A 15877-nucleotide genomic window follows, 5' to 3' on the forward strand; every position below is an offset into this window, starting at 1 on the left:
TAGAGCATGCAACTGAATTCCACTGAAATTGCAGAACTGATCAAAAAACGAATTGAACAGTTTGATGTAAAAAGTGAAGCTCGTAACGAAGGTACCATTGTTGGTGTAACTGACGGTATCATTCGTGTCCATGGCCTTGCCGATGTAATGCAAGGTGAAATGATTGAGCTTCCTGGTAATCGTTATGCTATCGCATTGAACCTTGAACGAGATTCTGTAGGTGCGGTAGTAATGGGTCCTTATGCGGATCTACGTGAAGGTATGAAAGTCCAATCTACAGGTCGTATTTTGGAAGTTCCTGTTGGCCGTGCCCTTTTAGGACGCGTAGTTAACACCTTGGGTGAGCCTATTGATGGTAAAGGCGCAATTGATGCTGAAGGTTTTGAACCAGTAGAGAAAATTGCACCTGGCGTAATTGAACGTCAATCAGTAGACCAACCTATCCAAACAGGTTATAAATCGGTTGATGCCATGATCCCAGTAGGTCGTGGACAACGTGAATTGGTTATCGGTGACCGTCAAACAGGTAAAACTGCTTTGGCAATCGATGCTATCATCAACCAAAAAGGCACTGGCGTTAGCTGTGTATACGTAGCGGTTGGCCAAAAGGCTTCTACCATTGCTAACGTAGTACGTAAGCTAGAAGAGCACGGCGCAATGGATCACACCATTGTAGTTGCTGCTTCTGCGTCAGAATCAGCAGCACTTCAGTACTTAGCACCTTATTCTGGTTGTACTATGGGTGAGTTTTTCCGTGACCGCGGTGAAGACGCACTAATCGTATACGATGATTTGTCTAAGCAAGCTGTAGCCTATCGTCAAATTTCATTGCTACTTCGTCGTCCTCCAGGTCGTGAAGCTTATCCTGGTGATGTTTTCTATCTTCACTCTCGTCTTCTTGAGCGTGCAGCTCGTGTAAACGACGTTTACGTAGAAAAATTCACTAATGGTGAAGTAAAAGGCCAAACAGGTTCATTGACTGCATTGCCAATCATTGAAACTCAAGCCGGTGACGTATCAGCATTCGTACCTACTAACGTAATATCAATTACCGATGGTCAGATCTTCTTAGAATCTGATTTGTTTAACGCGGGTATTCGCCCAGCTGTTAACGCCGGTATTTCGGTATCTCGTGTTGGTGGTGCAGCGCAAACTAAAATCATCAAGAAACTAGGTGGCGGTATTCGTCTAGCCTTGGCTCAGTATCGTGAATTGGCTGCGTTCTCGCAGTTCGCATCTGACCTTGATGAAGCGACTCGTGAGCAACTTGAGCACGGTGAGCGCGTAACTGAATTAATGAAGCAAAACCAATATGCACCACTTTCAGTGGGCGATATGGGTGTATCTTTGTTTGCAGTTGAAAAAGGCTATTTGAAAGGCATCGAATTGAATAAAGTATTGGATTTCGAATCTTCACTACATTCATTCATGAACGCTGAATATGCTGATCTTATGAAAACACTTAACGACACTGGTAATTACAACGGTGATATTGAAGCCCAGTTAACTGAAGCTTTGGACAAATTCAAAGCAACTCAAACTTGGTAATCAATTGGGTAGCTTAACCGCTACCCTAACGTTGAGAAATCGGAGATAAGTCATGGCCAGCGGTAAAGAGATAAAAGGTAAGATCGGGAGTATTAAAAACACTCAAAAGATCACCAGTGCTATGGAAATGGTTGCCGCGTCTAAAATGAAAAAGGCGCAAGACCGTATGGAATCCAGCCGTCCATATGCCGAAAGCATGCGTCAAGTGATTGGTCACGTGGCCCACGGTAACCTTGAATATCGCCATCCTTACTTGGATGAGCGCGAGGTGAAACGTGTTGGTTATATCGTGATTTCAACTGACCGTGGTCTGTGTGGTGGTTTGAACTCAAATGAGTTCAAAAAAGTAAGCCAAGACGTCAATAAGTGGCAACAACAAGACGTTGAAGTGAGCTTCGCTGCATTGGGTGCAAAAGCATGTGGTTTTTTCGGCCGATTCGGAGGCAAGGTACTTGCTGCTGAATCTGGCATAGGTGATTCGCCAAGTGTTCAAGATGTTATTGGTTTAGTACGTGTAATGTTAAACGCGTACAACGAAGGTGAAATAGACCGTTTGTTTTTGGTCTACAACGACTTTGTCAATACTATGACGCAAGAACCCAGAATCGATCAATTGTTACCTTTGCCTAAGTCTGATGAAGAAGAATTAAAGCATCGTTGGGATTACATATACGAGCCAGATCCAAAACCAATTTTGGAAAAATTAATGGTCCGTTATATCGAATCTCAGGTGTACCAAGGCGTAGTAGAAAATTCTGCGTCAGAGCAAGCCGCGCGAATGGTAGCGATGAAAGCCGCTACTGATAACGCCGGCGATCTAATCGATGATTTGCAATTGGTATACAACAAAGCACGTCAAGCAGCTATCACACAAGAAATTAGTGAGATAGTGAGCGGCGCGGCAGCGGTGTAGGCAAAGGTTTAAAAATTAATGAGGACTAAACATGAGTCAAGGTAAGGTCGTCCAAATCATTGGTGCGGTTGTGGATATTGAATTTCCACAAGATGCCGTTCCAACTATATATGACGCACTGATAGTTACCGAAGGTAACTTGAAGGGATTAACCTTAGAAGTGCAACAGCAACTTGGTGGCGGTGTGGTACGTAGTATCGCATTGGGAACCACTGACGGCTTGAGCCGTGGGTTAGCTGTAGAAAATACAGGTGCACCTATTACAGTTCCAGTTGGTACCAAAACATTGGGCCGTATTATGGACGTATTAGGTAATCCAATCGACGAAGCTGGCCCAATTGGTGAAGAAGAGCGTATGTCTATTCACCGTGCAGCGCCTAGCTACGAAGACCAATCAAGTTCTGTAGAACTACTTGAAACTGGTATCAAAGTAATCGACTTAGTTTGTCCCTTCGCAAAAGGTGGTAAAGTTGGTCTATTCGGTGGTGCTGGTGTAGGTAAAACAGTAAACATGATGGAATTGATTCGTAACATCGCTATCGAGCACAGTGGATACTCAGTATTCGCCGGTGTTGGTGAGCGTACTCGTGAAGGTAACGATTTCTATCACGAAATGAACGAATCTAACGTACTAGACAAAGTATCACTAGTATACGGACAGATGAACGAGCCTCCTGGAAACCGTTTACGCGTAGCGTTAACTGGTTTGACTATGGCCGAGAAATTCCGTGACGAAGGTCGTGACGTACTGTTCTTCGTAGATAACATCTATCGTTATACACTAGCTGGTACAGAAGTATCTGCACTACTAGGTCGTATGCCATCAGCGGTAGGTTACCAGCCTACATTGGCTGAAGAGATGGGTGTATTGCAAGAACGTATTGCATCTACTAAGACTGGTTCAATCACATCAATCCAAGCGGTATACGTACCTGCGGATGATTTGACTGACCCTAGCCCAGCAACAACCTTTGCTCACTTGGATGCAACAGTTGTATTGTCTCGTGATATCGCTTCTTTGGGTATTTACCCAGCGGTTGATCCACTAGATTCTACGTCTCGTCAGCTTGACCCTCAGGTTATTGGTCAAGAGCACTATGACACAGCACGTGGCGTTCAGTCGGTTCTTCAGCGTTATAAAGAACTTAAAGATATCATTGCGATTCTAGGTATGGACGAATTGTCAGAAGAAGACAAATTATCTGTATCTCGTGCTCGTAAGATCCAGCGTTTCTTGTCACAGCCATTCTTCGTTGCTGAAGTATTTACCGGTTCACCGGGCAAATATGTATCTTTGAAAGATACTATCAGTGGCTTTAAAGGGATCCTTGCAGGTGAGTATGATCACTTACCAGAGCAAGCTTTCTATATGGTTGGCTCAATTGACGAAGCCGCTGAAAAAGCCAAAGGCAAGTAAGACGCAATATACTGCGTCTTTTTCCTTAGTTTTTTCGTAAACCTAAATAGGAGGTCCCATGGCAATGACAGTACATCTGGATGTGGTAAGTGCCGAAGACAAGATTTTTTCTGGTCTGGTAGAAACTATTCAGATTACCGGTAGTGAAGGTGAGCTAGGTATTCATCCTGGACACGCACCTTTAATTACAGCGTTAAATCCTGGCATGGTTCGTTTGGTTAAACAGTTTGGTGAAGAAGAAATCATCTACATTGCTGGTGGACTGTTAGAAGTTCAACCTGGTACTGTGACTGTTTTGGCTGATACTGCTGTTCGTGCAGAAGATTTGGATGAACAATCTGCTCTTGAAGCAAAACGTACAGCTGAAGAGCACATTGCAAACGGTGGAGCTGACTTTGATTATGCTGAAGCCGCTGCTCAACTTGCAGAAGCCATCGCGCAAATCCGATTAATTCAGAAATTGCGTAAATAACCAGAATTTAGTTATTCGTAAAAACCCAGCCAAGTGCTGGGTTTTTTTATAGCTAAGGTTTTGTAATCATGATTAATTGAGCATTAAACCGATTAGTAGTGGTTTAAAAAGTGAACTCTGGTTTATAGTTAACCTAAATGCAATCTGCGCAAGGACCTAGTTCTTCCATATGAAAATTAAAACAATCATGACGACAGATATCGTTTGTGTACAAATGGACAGCACTTTATCTGAAGTAAAAAGACTATTTGAAAACCATAAATTCCATCATTTGTTAGTAGTTGAAAATACTAAGCTAGTGGGTATTTTATCGGATAGAGATTATTTAAAAGCGATTAGCCCTAATATCGATACTGCTGTTGAATCCCTGCGAGATAGCGCTAGTCTAAACAAACGTGTGCACCAAATTATGAGTCGCGACTTAGTCACCCTATCCCCCACCAGCGGACTTTTCAAAGCCATTCAAACCTTCAATGCCAACGGCGTTTCCTGTATTCCGGTTATTAATTCTGAATTTCAACCTGTGGGAATTTTAAGTTGGCGGGATGTATTCAAGTTCGTCGAAACAAAACAAATAGAAAAGTACCTTTCAAAATAGATTAGATAACGGACTAATCACTGAATTCCCTCCCCTTTGCAATATATGCGTGTAGATTTGTGTGGTTCGCAGATCGGCATGGCCTAATTGATCTTGAACCGTACGAATGTCGGCCCCCGATAGCAATAAATGGGTGGCGAAGGTATGACGAAGGGTGTGAGGTGTAACATGTTTAACTATCTTCGCAGTATTGCTAGCTGTTCGGATTGCTTTTTGCAGACCCGACTCATCGATATGATGACGACGTAAACGATTCGTTTCTGGATCACTAGATAGTCTTTTCGATGGAAATAGATATTGCCAACCAATATCACTAGTTGCCGATTTATACTTCACTCTTAAGCGATTGGGTAACCACACACCAGCAAAATCGGGATTCACAACATCGGCACTTAAATACTGTTCAACCAAAATAATTTGTTTATGTAGATCCGATAGTAAACTGTCGGCAAGAGTCACTACTCTATGTTTACCCCCTTTACTATTCCAAATTCGCACGGATTTATAGTCAAAATCAATATCTTTAACACGCAGTCGAATACACTCCATTAAACGCAATCCACTGCCATACAGAAGCGATGCAGGTAGTTTATAATTGGCATTGATGCAATTGAGTAAATCACGTACTTCGGGTTGTGTTAACACCACAGGTAGTTTTTGTTGTCGAGTGCTACGCACATACTTCAACTTTAAAGATAAGGGCTTCTCAATAATTTCAGCGTACATAAAAGACAGCGCATTCAAGGCAATTTTTTGAGTAGAAACTGCAACGTCTAACTCCAACACCAAATGGGATAAAAACTGTTCTACTTCCAAATTATGTAACTGAGCAGGATGACGCTTGCTATGAAAATGAATGTAGCTACTTATCCATGTTAAATAGGTTTGAATGGTACGTTTTGCATAATGACGCTGATACATTTCGTCTTTAAGCATTTCCAAAAATGGTGATTTCATACCCTTTACGCTCCTTGTAAAAGCACTGTATAAACCACCAGAATAGACAAGCTTTCCCCATAACAGCAATAAAATGTAAAAAAACTGTACTTTTCCCAACACAAGCCCACTCTTCAGGACATATTTTTAACCTGTACAGGCACTTGTAACCTATGTTAAAAAAGAACAACGTGAAAACAAGGAAATATTCCGCGTCGATAAAACGGATTTTTTCTTACTAAGAATATTGTTAAATGCCATGGACACATTAGAGAAACTCGCACAGAAAAATAAAGCTCATCAGAAGCATCTGAGCAATGATCGATTTTCAACTGTCGTTATGATCTTGGTTTTAGTTCCATTTTTATTTGGAATTGCCATCGATGTAGGGGCTATTAATTCAACCGCAGATTTTAATCTCTGGTTATATGGCTTAGGAGCACTTTGCTTTGGTCTACCCTTGGCAGCCATGGGAGATCTCATGCTTTTCTCTCGATGGTTAAACATGACAGTGCTAATTATTGCTCAAGGTTGGTTTATTTACTTTTGGGCTTTTGAAATGCAATCTTGGCTAGCTTTTGTCCCTTTGTTACCAGCGTTTATTTTGGTAAAGGTACAGTCTTCCAAAATTATTCAAAAAGCGGAGGCAGAGGAAAATGGCAATTAACAAAAACATCATGGTGGGAATTTTACTCGCTGATAAAGCGCTCCTAAAATCCCCATATGTTAAGCGTTATGTGTAAATGAAGAAATTCGTAGACCTTAGACTTACATTTTTAATGCTCGCGTTGGTTGGCAGCATCGCTTTTGTTATTTCTTACTTCACCTCGCTGAGTTTTTGGATCATATTTGGTATTACAGTTGTCGCAATATTAATTAATGGTCTTGTTGCCATAAGGGAAGATGAAGTGTCAGGCGGTTTTAATAACCCAAGAACAAAGAATGCTACAAAAAATGATGACTAAGCTATTTACACATAACAAACAAAAGCATCGGAAAAGCACTCGCTGGCTGCGCCAATACGCTCGCGTTTTCCGTTGTTTTGGAAGTTAGGGCTACAAAGGTGACAATGAAGAATTCAAAATCTAGATTGCTGGTTTTAATACTCTTGTTCGTTTTTGGATTTGTATCAGTAAGTACATTTACTCTATGTGGTGGCTCTTTCATGCAAAATTGGTCTGGAGTGGGAGCTTGTACATATCAACAAGAAACCTTTATTGGTTTTGCTAGTCCCTTTAGAGGTTATATTGATCAAGTTGGTGTGATCGTGCTCGTTATATTTTTGTTTATATTGCTCACGATTTGGTTTAAGAAAAAATATGCTGGTAAGTAGCCCTAACAAACACATTATGTTCATTCGCTTCGCTCATTGGGACGTTAGGTGTCAAAAAAGGATTTCATTATGGATAACACAACTCAAATCTTAATATCTTGGTTTCCCTTGCTTCTTGTTTTATTAATCGCATGGGTAATTCCAATCACAATAATTTCTAGGTCACCAAATGTTGGACGCCAAGAAAAGCTAGCATGGATAATAGGAAGTTTGTTTATTAGCTGGTTTTGTTTAATATTATTTATGCTAATCGCACCATTAAAGCCTAACGACAAGTAACATGACACCTAACAAAACAATAAACCACATTCGCTTCGCTCACTGGGAAAAAGCCTCGCTGGCACTTCGTGCCAAAGCACTCGGTTTTTCCCGTTATTGTAAGCATTAGCTTACAGCGATATAATTTGATTTGGGTTGTTTTAATAAAGTGTTAATATATTAAAACATTGATTTCGAGGTAATCTAAAATGTCAGAAGCATTCAAAATATTACTGGAAAACATCGAACAATTAAGCACAAAAGAAAAAGCATTAGCTGCACATTGTCTATTATCATCTATGGATCCTGAAAATACTCTAGATGTTGATAAAGACTGGCTATCGTTGGCTGAATCACGCAGTGCTGAACTAGAGTCTGGTGCGGTGCAGGCTATTTCTTGGGATGAAATAAAAAAAGATATCGCCAGCTAAATGCTCCCAATATTGTTCCATCCTGATACTAAGGTTGAAGTTAAAGAATCGTTTGCATGGTATCAATTACAATCTAAGGGTTTGGGGCATGAGTTCGTGCAAGAATTAGAGGAGGCTTTCAATTCTATCCAATCTCTTCCTTCGACTTGGCCTAAATTTGGACAAAGTCATCGACGATTTGTTCTTGGTCGTTTTCCTTTTTCAATTATCTATAAAGTTCGCGGTAATTCAGAAATTTATGTAGTTGCTGTGATGCATAATCATCGTAAACCAGGCTATTGGAATGAACGCAGCTGACAAACCAATCATCCGACTTCAACTCTCTACGCTCTTTGTGTTGACTTATTGGAGCGGTATGCCTAATTTGCGAGTATCATGAAGTTTGAGTATGAGACTGGTAAAATACCTGATATTTTGGATATTGCACCTCTTATTCCTGAGTTTGAAAGCCTACTTACTTCAGATGTAATTGAAGCCAGATTACAGGGGAAAAGAAACCTAATATTGGTTGCTAAACACGAAGATAAACCAATAGGCTTCAAGATTGGATATGAAGTTTTCAGCAATCAATTTTACAGTTGGTTGGGTGGGGTGATTCCATGTTACCGTAAAATGAAAGTTGCTTCTAAACTTCGGTCTATTCAAGAATCATGGGCAAAGGAAAATGGTTTTGAATCAATTTCGGTCAAGTCTATGAACCGGTTTCCAGCAATGTTACAAATGCTGATAGCTAGCGGATATCAAATGTCCGGGTACGAAGATCGAGGTTCCGTTAGTACTAGCAAGATCAATTTTATAAAGGTATTGGTTTAAAGGCATAGCAAACCAGTCAGCCCAGCCGACTCCGAAAACGCCGCCCAATTTTCGCAAAGTGCCGCAAAAAATGGGGCCGTATTGCTCCGCTGCTTATTGGAGCGTTGGTATGACTCCTTTTGTCAATTGACATTTTTTCGGTCCATAATTAGTTTATTCTTGTACTTAAATAAATTGAGCTAACGCACCGGATGAGGCAGTAATGTCGTCGGTTGTCTTGCTGGTATCCGTAGGTTACTTATTCAGTGAATAAGCAGAGCTGACCTTACTCGTTTTGTCCCGCGCCGATCACCGGTAACACCTTCTCATCAGTCTATGCTCGTGGATCAAAAACGGTTAAGTTACTGCCATTATAACGCCCTCGTAGGTTGTGTCACATTCCGCGGCCTGATCCGAATGCGTTAACTCAAAACTTTTAATCATGCGGGTACTCGACTTAATCTTAGTTTGTGGTCGACAGGAGTGAGTACCACTTCTTTGGCGATAGCCCAAATGTAGGCTGCCATTTCTCGGGCAATCGCAGTAATGATTAAATTGTTATGTTTGCTCATGCTGTTCTCCTTTTATTAGCTTGTTCAACACAACTATTATGGCTTTTGCTTAGCTAACCCGCGAAAAATTGGAGATCAGCACCTTTAAAGGTGGTTCGTGGGGAGTCATTATGTCTAGCAGTGAAATCAGCGTCACCAACCAATAGTTGTTTTTACAGACGGCTGTTGAAGGTGAAGTTAAAGGCTTTGTTGCGCTTATGGGTAACGAAGTTGGGGGCAATTTTCCTTCAACCCTATTGTCATGGTCAAGGCATTGGCAAGGCCTTAATGGATAAAGCCCAAGAAATTCATGGAAATCTTGAAGTTGAGGTGTTTAAAGTAAACAATATGGGACGTAACTTCTATTCAAAATATGGCTGTGAGAAATTGAAAGAAAAGATCCATGAGCAAACAGGGCAGAAAGTTTTGCGTCTAAAATTTACTGCTAACAAGACTAAGCACTAGGATGCTCGCAAATTCTAACCTGAGTTGGCAGCGTTATCTGGCAAGGAGGAAATATGGCTGATTTTTACGATTCATTCCAAGACTTTAGATTTGGTCGAATCGATGTAGATACATCGGCGAATAGTTACCGTTCTGAGGGTAATGAATCCCATTTAAAAGTATTGGAAAATAAAATCGATACGCTTCATATACTCACATTGGCTTCTTTGGAGTTGCTAATGGAAAAAGGAGTAACGAAGAAACAAATCGAAGCAAAAGTGGAAGAAATTGATTTGCGCGATGGGCAAGCTGATGGGAAAGTATCTGCGGCTACCAAGTGCAGTGATTGTGGACATCGTGTCACTAAAAAACGGACTCATTGCTTTTTTTGTGGTTCGAAAGTCAATACGCTAGGCATCTGAGTGCCATATATCAATCCAATCAATAGGACGCCAACTCGCTGGCTGGATCTCGCTCCTCGCCATTTTAGCCAACAAGTTTTCGCTGTTTATTAGGGGCGTTAGATATACGGGTTTATCATGCACAAATCATTGTCACTTTCACAATATGTTGAGAAACGAAATGGTGTCCCTCTGGGGGCTAGTCACTCTATGAGAAATATGCTTTCACGTTCTTTGGGTGCAAAGTCTTTCCCTGTTTTTTGGCACTACTGGAATCCTATCTGGAGCTATTATTTATCTCGCAATGTCATGCGACCGCTTGCCAATTTTTTACCTATTTCCATAGCAACTCTCATCACATTCTTAGCTAGTGGTGCGCTTCACGATATGGCCGTATCAATCGTAAAGTGGAAAGCCATTATATTTTTTACGCCGTGGTTCGGGTTAATGGGTTTAATGGTTATTGCTTCAAAAAGAGCAGGGATATCGTACAAGCATGTTGCTTGGCCTGTTCGTGCGTTAATCAATGCATCATTTATTTTCGTTTCCCTAGGGGTTACGTATTTCGTGGAGAGCATGTATGCCTAACAAAAACATCATGGTGGGAATTTTAAGTGTTAGATTGTTGGGAATATATTTACTTTAAATAGCAAAAGGACTTGAATGGTTTTACTTCGTGATTTCTCAGAAAACGACATACAAAGTTTGGTTTCCATACTAAACAACGATGCTGTGACTCAATTTCTTTCTTCCAAAATTCCGTCACCATACACCAAAGAGGACGCGTTATGGTGGGTGCGCGAAGGCAGCAAAGGCGATTTAATTAAAGCCATTTGTTTTAATGGGATTTTAGTCGGCTGTGTCGGTGTCAATCGCGGTGAATTCGAATACCAAAAATCCGGAGAAATCGGCTATTGGTTAGCTCGGGATTATTGGCGCAAAGGCATTACGTTTGCTGCTATTCAACAATTATCGGACTTCGTGTTTTCAAACACAGATATTATTCGGTTGTTTGCGTCTGTGTTCTCAGGTAATAATCCCTCAATGCAACTGTTGTTAAAATTGGGCTTTAAACAGGAAGCTGTATTAGAAAATGCCATCTTTAAAAATGGACACTTCTATAATAATCATATATTCGCTAAGTTAAGGTAGTTTTGGAAAGCGTGTAAAATTTAACAACACGTTTAAGCCGCACACCAAAAGCGGGCTCACTGGGATAATTACATGGCGCGCCTTCGGCTATTTTATGCGCCATGTAATTGCCCTTAGCTCAAAGTTATATTTTTTCCGCAGATCATTAGGATTTTTTAAAAAAAGGATTTGAAATTCATGAAGTTCATCAAGTTTACAACGCTTTTCTTGGCCGTAGCCATTATCGTAGCATTACTTTCTTACCAGAAAGTTATCTCAAAAATATTGCTACCACAGTATATTGACTGGGCGTATGAAACTGATAAGCAAGGTTTGAAGTCTGGAACACCTTTAAATGCACAAGAGTTGTCATTAGCAATCGATATTGGAATTCAAAACCCAGAGAAAGTAAGGATTGTGTATGTGGATGAAGTTCCGTTCCCGTATGAAAACTTTGCTCTGAAAAAACTAGGTGAAGCACTCGGATTCATTGGTGAAGGTATCATCAACAACGCCCAAGTGTTCGGTTATTCAATTTATGTTCGTCATGGTTATGAACTGGATAGGCCAAAGCTTGCTCATGAATTGGTACATGTACTTCAAATTGAACGAGCCAGTCTCGACCACATAATAACTCAGCACTTTTCGGATTTAGCAGAATATGGGTACGACAAAGCACCTTTAGAAGTCGAGGCGTTTAAAGCGAATAAAGAATATGCGAGTGATTGGTAACCATACGCGGTCGAGGAAAAGCATAACAAGAGACTATGGTGTCAATAGTTAATTTATCGCCTTTGGCGCTTCCCACATTGTAGAGTCTCTTAGCATCGAATTTAAGATAACAACCATCTTTTTAATGCATGCAATAATAGCCAACTTTTTGGGTTTTCCTGCTGCAACGAGTCGTTGATAGGTTTCTTTAAATACTGGGTTAGATTGAATGGTTGACATCATGGCCATGTATAAAACGGTTCTAACTTGATGCCTTCCTCCTTGAATTTTTCGTAAGCCTTTATAACGACCACTTTCTCGATTCATGGGGGCCACTCCGACTAAAGCAGAGGCTTGTTTGTTAGTCATATAACCAAGCTCCGGTAAGTTGCTGATAAGCGAAGCAGAGGCGATTTTACCGATACCTTTCATACTTTGTAGGATGGTGTCTTTAGGTTGATGCTCAGGACAGGAGCTTATGAGTGTGACGATTTTGCTTTCTATTTTTTTCCATGGTTTGCATCACTAATAATTGATTTCGCCTTGCGACTAAATCACTCATAGCTTGCATGATATCGGGCTTTAGCTGGGATAATCTAGGCATGATAGCCTCGGCGTAATGGGCAATCAGTAGAGCATCTAGCTTATCGGTTTTAGCTCGTTCACCAATGGCCCCAGCGAAGCGTTTAATGTGTACAGGATTGGCAATGACAAAAGGAAGGTTTGCTTTTGCACAGGCTATAATAAATGGCATTTCTAACCGTCCAGTTGCCTCAATGACGACACGCTCTGGTTTGTGTTTTTTGATTTCTTTGATGGCGTCACTGATACCTTTATCGTCGTTGGTGACAGTGAAATAAATATCCAAAGGGCGAATATAAATGTCGAGTTGAAATTTAACTGTATCGACACCGACGTTAACGTTTTGATTTGTTTCAGTATTCATAATAAGCTAACTCTTGCTTGTAATGGTTGCCTTTTTTATTCATGCGTTGATAGCGTTTACACAACCGAAGTTGTGCTTTTCACACAATATCAACAATATCAACAATATCTTTGGGTAAGCCTTCCTGTCGTAGTTGAATATCCGTCGAGATATTGGCTGGGTATCGATAACTGTGAGCGCCTTCAATGAGTAACCGTCTTGCTCGACCATTACCGCATTTGGTAATGGCCCCTAAATGCCGTTTCCCACCTGAAGAATGTTCACTGGGAACCAGACCGAGATAAGCCATGAGTTTTCTTGGGTGGTCGAAACGGTGCAAATCGCCTAGCTCAGCCACCACACCCACAGCAACTAACAACCGGACACCTCGCGTTGCTTGCAGTTTTGAGAGCATCATGTATGTTTGTTTTAATCCGTTTACCTGGCTTTTTTGGAATGAGAGATGGGGCAACGACATAACAACAATGCCCTAAACTGGTAATCAATCTGTAGATCCAATAACCACAAAGTCCTGCTTCATAAACAATATGGAATGTTGCACCTGGGTATTTAGATTCAAACTGACGAGCAAGTTTTTTGACCGCAACCTTACTCGTTGGTTGTCGCCCAAGGTGTGTAGGCTTTGCCCCACGTTGATCTTCAATGTAAGCCACTTCAACGAACTCTTTGTGAGTATCAAGGCCATACAAAAAGTATGTTATGTTTGCTCATGCTGATCTCCTTTAATTAGTTTGTTCAACACAACTATTATGGCTCTGGCTTAGCTAACCCGCGAAAAATTAGAGATCAGCACCTTTAGGGGTGGTTCGTGGGGAGTCATTATGTCTAGCAGTGAAATCAGTGTCACCAACCAATAGTTGTTTTTACTGACGGCTGTTGAAGGTGTCGATATCTTTTACATTTCTTACGATGCATTTAGTGTGAAGTTCTAATTGTCGAGTAAAAACAATAAGAAGCGAACTTGGTATCTTTATTGCATTTAAAAATTTGACACCTTCTAACTGGATGAGAAAATGAAAAAATTATTAAATATACTTGTGACAACCGCTTTGATCGCTTTATCTCACAGCGCAACAGCAGTACCTATTACTGGTGTTGGCCTACCGACTGATTCTGCATTTCTATCTGCAGGCACTGTAATTGATTTTGAATCCTTCGGTACAGTGGATGTTCCATCGCTGTCTACAGGAGGTGTCACGTTCACTAGCAACGCAAATATCGAAATAGACTCTGACTATGCTGGTAATTATAACACTCGTGGTAACTACCACATTACTAACCACGGAGATGACCCAATTAGTTTCCGCTTTGATTTTGATACAACGGTTGATGCGTTTGCATTTTTATGGGGGGCGGCAGATTACGTTTGGAATTTATCAGCGTATAATGGTGCAACATTGCTTGAAACGTTTGCTTTAAATCCAACTTCAGCTAGTAATGCAGGCGATTATTTCGGAATAGCTAGTGCCGGGATGACTCATGCCACGCTCGACATTAGTTCTGGTTCAGACTATGTATTCATCGACAATTTCACATACACTTCTAGTACGTCAGTTCCAGAGCCAGTATCTCTAGCTTTACTTGGTCTTGGTTTGGCAGGTTTGGGTTTTTCTCGCAGAAAATTTAAAGCCTAACAAGCTACAACTCGGATAAATGAAAACGGGGCTTTTACAGCCCCATTTTTATTTGTCGGTTATACGGCCGTTAGCAGTCAAAGAGATAGTCATCTACCAGAAAGAGGCTATGAATAAAAAGCTGGAAGCTATCACCGAAAATAGAGAATGTAGCTAAAAACAAGTTAACTAGACACCCATAATAAAACCCCGTTCCCGTATGAAAACTTTGCTCTGAAAAAACTAGGTGAAGCACTCGGATTCATTGGTGAAGGTATCATCAACAACGCCCAAGTGTTCGGTTATTCAATTTATGTTCGTCATGGTTATGAACTGGATAGGCCAAAACTTGCTCATGAATTGGTACATGTACTTCAAATTGAACGAGCCAATCTCGACCACATAATAACTCAGCACTTTTCGGATTTAGCAGAATATGGGTACGACAAAGCACCTTTAGAGGTCGAGGCGTTTAAAGCGAATAAAGAATATGCGAGTGATTGGTAACCATACGCGGTCGTAGAAAAGCATAACAAAACGCTAACGTTACTCCCTTCGGTCGCTGAAGCGTCTATACACGGGACGGCTTCGCCATTATGCCCCAAGCATCTGCGCCCCTTGGTAGGGTGATAAGTGAAGAGTGTGGATTTGAAGGGGCTACTCGCCTCTACAGCTAAGAAAGTTCAGATGCCTAGAAACGACTCTATTGTTTCCCTTTCGCGTCCTTTTAAGGTGAATTGTGGGCGAAAAGCGCTAAACTTAGCGTCAATCGCCGGCATCACTATGTTTACTTTATCCCGTTTTAATACTTCCAGTCATCAAGTGACGCTGTGGGCATCACCCAGTCTTTCCATATAATGATTTTATCGTTTTTGATTACGAATTCTCCAGATATATGGAACTTCATACTTTTTCCTTTTTCCGAATTTTCAAAGTAATCTATACGCTCGTTTATCACTAATCGTCCAATGGAATGTGATCTTAATGTGTCCCAACGTATTGATTCAAACTTACCTATAAATGCGCCCATTTGTTTTCTAAAAGCATCAATACCATTAATGATAGGTAGGTCATCTGAAATTTGATAGACAATGTCATCTGCCAAATAAGGGATTAACGCTTCTACATCTCGGAGTGACCAATCTCGGCAAAAGTTTTTAACCAAGTTCGCATTGTTAACTTCAATTGTAGATTGATTGCTAGTTTTACTGTCCGTAGATTTGTTGACTGTTTTTCCAGCGCAAGCAGTTAACCCTAAGGCCGCAGATCCGGCTAAACCGGTTAAAAGTGTACGTCGATTAATATCTAATCTATTCATGTTTTCTTTCCCATTGGGGCCTCAGCATAACTGAAACTTTTGACTGATTCGGAGCTGATTCAGT

General features: G+C 40.9%; 19 protein-coding genes and 3 pseudogenes. 17 read left to right on the forward strand and 5 right to left on the reverse strand.

Annotated elements, in window-relative coordinates:
- The first annotated feature begins 6 nt into the window (after window positions 1-6).
- The 5 genes from atpA to ABJV04_RS11755 all read left to right on the forward strand — a co-directional run bounded on the left by atpA (window position 7) and on the right by ABJV04_RS11755 (window position 4948).
- Window positions 7-1548 (forward strand): F0F1 ATP synthase subunit alpha, encoded by a 1542-nt coding sequence (gene atpA / locus ABJV04_RS11735; RefSeq protein ID WP_348491702.1) that lies wholly within the window; start codon window positions 7-9, stop codon window positions 1546-1548.
- Between the two features lie 52 nt (window positions 1549-1600).
- Window positions 1601-2461 carry a F0F1 ATP synthase subunit gamma gene (gene atpG / locus ABJV04_RS11740; protein WP_303477633.1) on the forward strand — a complete coding sequence of 287 codons (861 nt, stop codon included), beginning with the start codon at window positions 1601-1603 and terminating at the stop codon, window positions 2459-2461.
- A gap of 31 nt (window positions 2462-2492) precedes the next feature.
- On the forward strand, window positions 2493-3878 hold the full coding sequence (gene atpD / locus ABJV04_RS11745; protein ID WP_303477636.1) for a F0F1 ATP synthase subunit beta: 1386 nt from the start codon (window positions 2493-2495) through the stop codon (window positions 3876-3878).
- Between the two features lie 58 nt (window positions 3879-3936).
- Window positions 3937-4350, forward strand: a complete 414-nt coding sequence (locus tag ABJV04_RS11750; RefSeq protein ID WP_348491703.1) for a F0F1 ATP synthase subunit epsilon — start codon at window positions 3937-3939, stop codon at window positions 4348-4350.
- A gap of 169 nt (window positions 4351-4519) precedes the next feature.
- The gene (locus ABJV04_RS11755) at window positions 4520-4948 is read left to right on the forward strand and encodes a CBS domain-containing protein (protein WP_348491704.1); all 429 of its coding nucleotides are present in this window, start codon (window positions 4520-4522) and stop codon (window positions 4946-4948) included.
- Here ABJV04_RS11755 and ABJV04_RS11760 read toward each other — a convergent pair.
- Window positions 4940-5905 carry an integron integrase gene (locus ABJV04_RS11760; protein ID WP_348491705.1) on the reverse strand — a complete coding sequence of 322 codons (966 nt, stop codon included), beginning with the start codon at window positions 5903-5905 and terminating at the stop codon, window positions 4940-4942. The genes ABJV04_RS11755 and ABJV04_RS11760 overlap by 9 nt on opposite strands.
- A gap of 226 nt (window positions 5906-6131) precedes the next feature.
- Between ABJV04_RS11760 and ABJV04_RS11765 the strand changes: the two genes are divergently transcribed.
- The 5 genes from ABJV04_RS11765 (at window position 6132) to ABJV04_RS11785 (ending at window position 8719) form a co-directional block, all read left to right on the forward strand.
- Entirely contained in the window at window positions 6132-6551 is a 420-nt protein-coding gene (locus ABJV04_RS11765; RefSeq protein WP_348491706.1) for a hypothetical protein, read from the forward strand.
- Window positions 6552-7049: 498 nt separating this feature from the next.
- On the forward strand, window positions 7050-7217 hold the full coding sequence (locus ABJV04_RS11770; RefSeq protein ID WP_348491707.1) for a hypothetical protein: 168 nt from the start codon (window positions 7050-7052) through the stop codon (window positions 7215-7217).
- A gap of 467 nt (window positions 7218-7684) precedes the next feature.
- Complete coding sequence (locus ABJV04_RS11775) at window positions 7685-7906, forward strand: addiction module protein (RefSeq protein WP_348491708.1); 222 nt, start codon at window positions 7685-7687, stop codon at window positions 7904-7906.
- On the forward strand, window positions 7907-8203 hold the full coding sequence (locus ABJV04_RS11780) for a type II toxin-antitoxin system RelE/ParE family toxin (RefSeq protein ID WP_348491709.1): 297 nt from the start codon (window positions 7907-7909) through the stop codon (window positions 8201-8203).
- Between the two features lie 78 nt (window positions 8204-8281).
- The gene (locus ABJV04_RS11785) at window positions 8282-8719 is read left to right on the forward strand and encodes a GNAT family N-acetyltransferase (protein WP_348491710.1); all 438 of its coding nucleotides are present in this window, start codon (window positions 8282-8284) and stop codon (window positions 8717-8719) included.
- A 419-nt stretch (window positions 8720-9138) separates the two neighbouring features.
- On the opposite strand, the pseudogene ABJV04_RS11790 reads toward ABJV04_RS11785, so the two are convergent.
- Window positions 9139-9264, reverse strand: a pseudogene (locus ABJV04_RS11790) (IS110 family transposase); the annotation flags it as partial.
- Window positions 9265-9441: 177 nt separating this feature from the next.
- Between ABJV04_RS11790 and ABJV04_RS11795 the strand changes: the two are divergent.
- The 5 genes from ABJV04_RS11795 (at window position 9442) to ABJV04_RS11815 (ending at window position 11957) form a co-directional block, all read left to right on the forward strand.
- Window positions 9442-9714, forward strand: a complete 273-nt coding sequence (locus ABJV04_RS11795) for a GNAT family N-acetyltransferase (RefSeq protein ID WP_348491711.1) — start codon at window positions 9442-9444, stop codon at window positions 9712-9714.
- Window positions 9715-9767: 53 nt separating this feature from the next.
- Window positions 9768-10115 (forward strand): hypothetical protein, encoded by a 348-nt coding sequence (locus ABJV04_RS11800; RefSeq protein ID WP_348491712.1) that lies wholly within the window; start codon window positions 9768-9770, stop codon window positions 10113-10115.
- A gap of 117 nt (window positions 10116-10232) precedes the next feature.
- Complete coding sequence (locus ABJV04_RS11805; protein ID WP_348491713.1) at window positions 10233-10682, forward strand: acyltransferase; 450 nt, start codon at window positions 10233-10235, stop codon at window positions 10680-10682.
- Between the two features lie 75 nt (window positions 10683-10757).
- Window positions 10758-11246, forward strand: a complete 489-nt coding sequence (locus ABJV04_RS11810) for a GNAT family protein (protein WP_348491714.1) — start codon at window positions 10758-10760, stop codon at window positions 11244-11246.
- Window positions 11247-11423: 177 nt separating this feature from the next.
- Window positions 11424-11957 carry a hypothetical protein gene (locus ABJV04_RS11815; protein WP_348491715.1) on the forward strand — a complete coding sequence of 178 codons (534 nt, stop codon included), beginning with the start codon at window positions 11424-11426 and terminating at the stop codon, window positions 11955-11957.
- Window positions 11958-12005: 48 nt separating this feature from the next.
- Here the strand turns inward: ABJV04_RS11815 and ABJV04_RS11820 are convergent.
- Window positions 12006-12882 (reverse strand): annotated as a pseudogene (locus tag ABJV04_RS11820) (transposase).
- Between the two features lie 82 nt (window positions 12883-12964).
- A pseudogene (locus ABJV04_RS11825) lies at window positions 12965-13593 on the reverse strand (transposase); the annotation flags it as partial.
- A gap of 302 nt (window positions 13594-13895) precedes the next feature.
- Between ABJV04_RS11825 and ABJV04_RS11830 the strand changes: the two are divergent.
- Window positions 13896-14516, forward strand: a complete 621-nt coding sequence (locus tag ABJV04_RS11830) for a PEP-CTERM sorting domain-containing protein (protein WP_348491716.1) — start codon at window positions 13896-13898, stop codon at window positions 14514-14516.
- 273 nt (window positions 14517-14789) lie between these two features.
- Window positions 14790-15002 (forward strand): hypothetical protein, encoded by a 213-nt coding sequence (locus ABJV04_RS11835; protein WP_348491717.1) that lies wholly within the window; start codon window positions 14790-14792, stop codon window positions 15000-15002.
- A gap of 295 nt (window positions 15003-15297) precedes the next feature.
- On the opposite strand, the gene ABJV04_RS11840 is transcribed toward ABJV04_RS11835, so the two are convergent.
- A complete protein-coding gene (locus tag ABJV04_RS11840) occupies window positions 15298-15813 on the reverse strand; it encodes a limonene-1,2-epoxide hydrolase family protein (RefSeq protein WP_348491718.1) in 516 nt (171 codons plus the stop codon).
- Between the last annotated feature and the right edge of the window lie 64 nt (window positions 15814-15877).

Origin of the sequence: Aliiglaciecola sp., assembly GCF_039982535.1 — a bacterium.
GTDB lineage: Bacteria > Pseudomonadota > Gammaproteobacteria > Enterobacterales > Alteromonadaceae > Aliiglaciecola.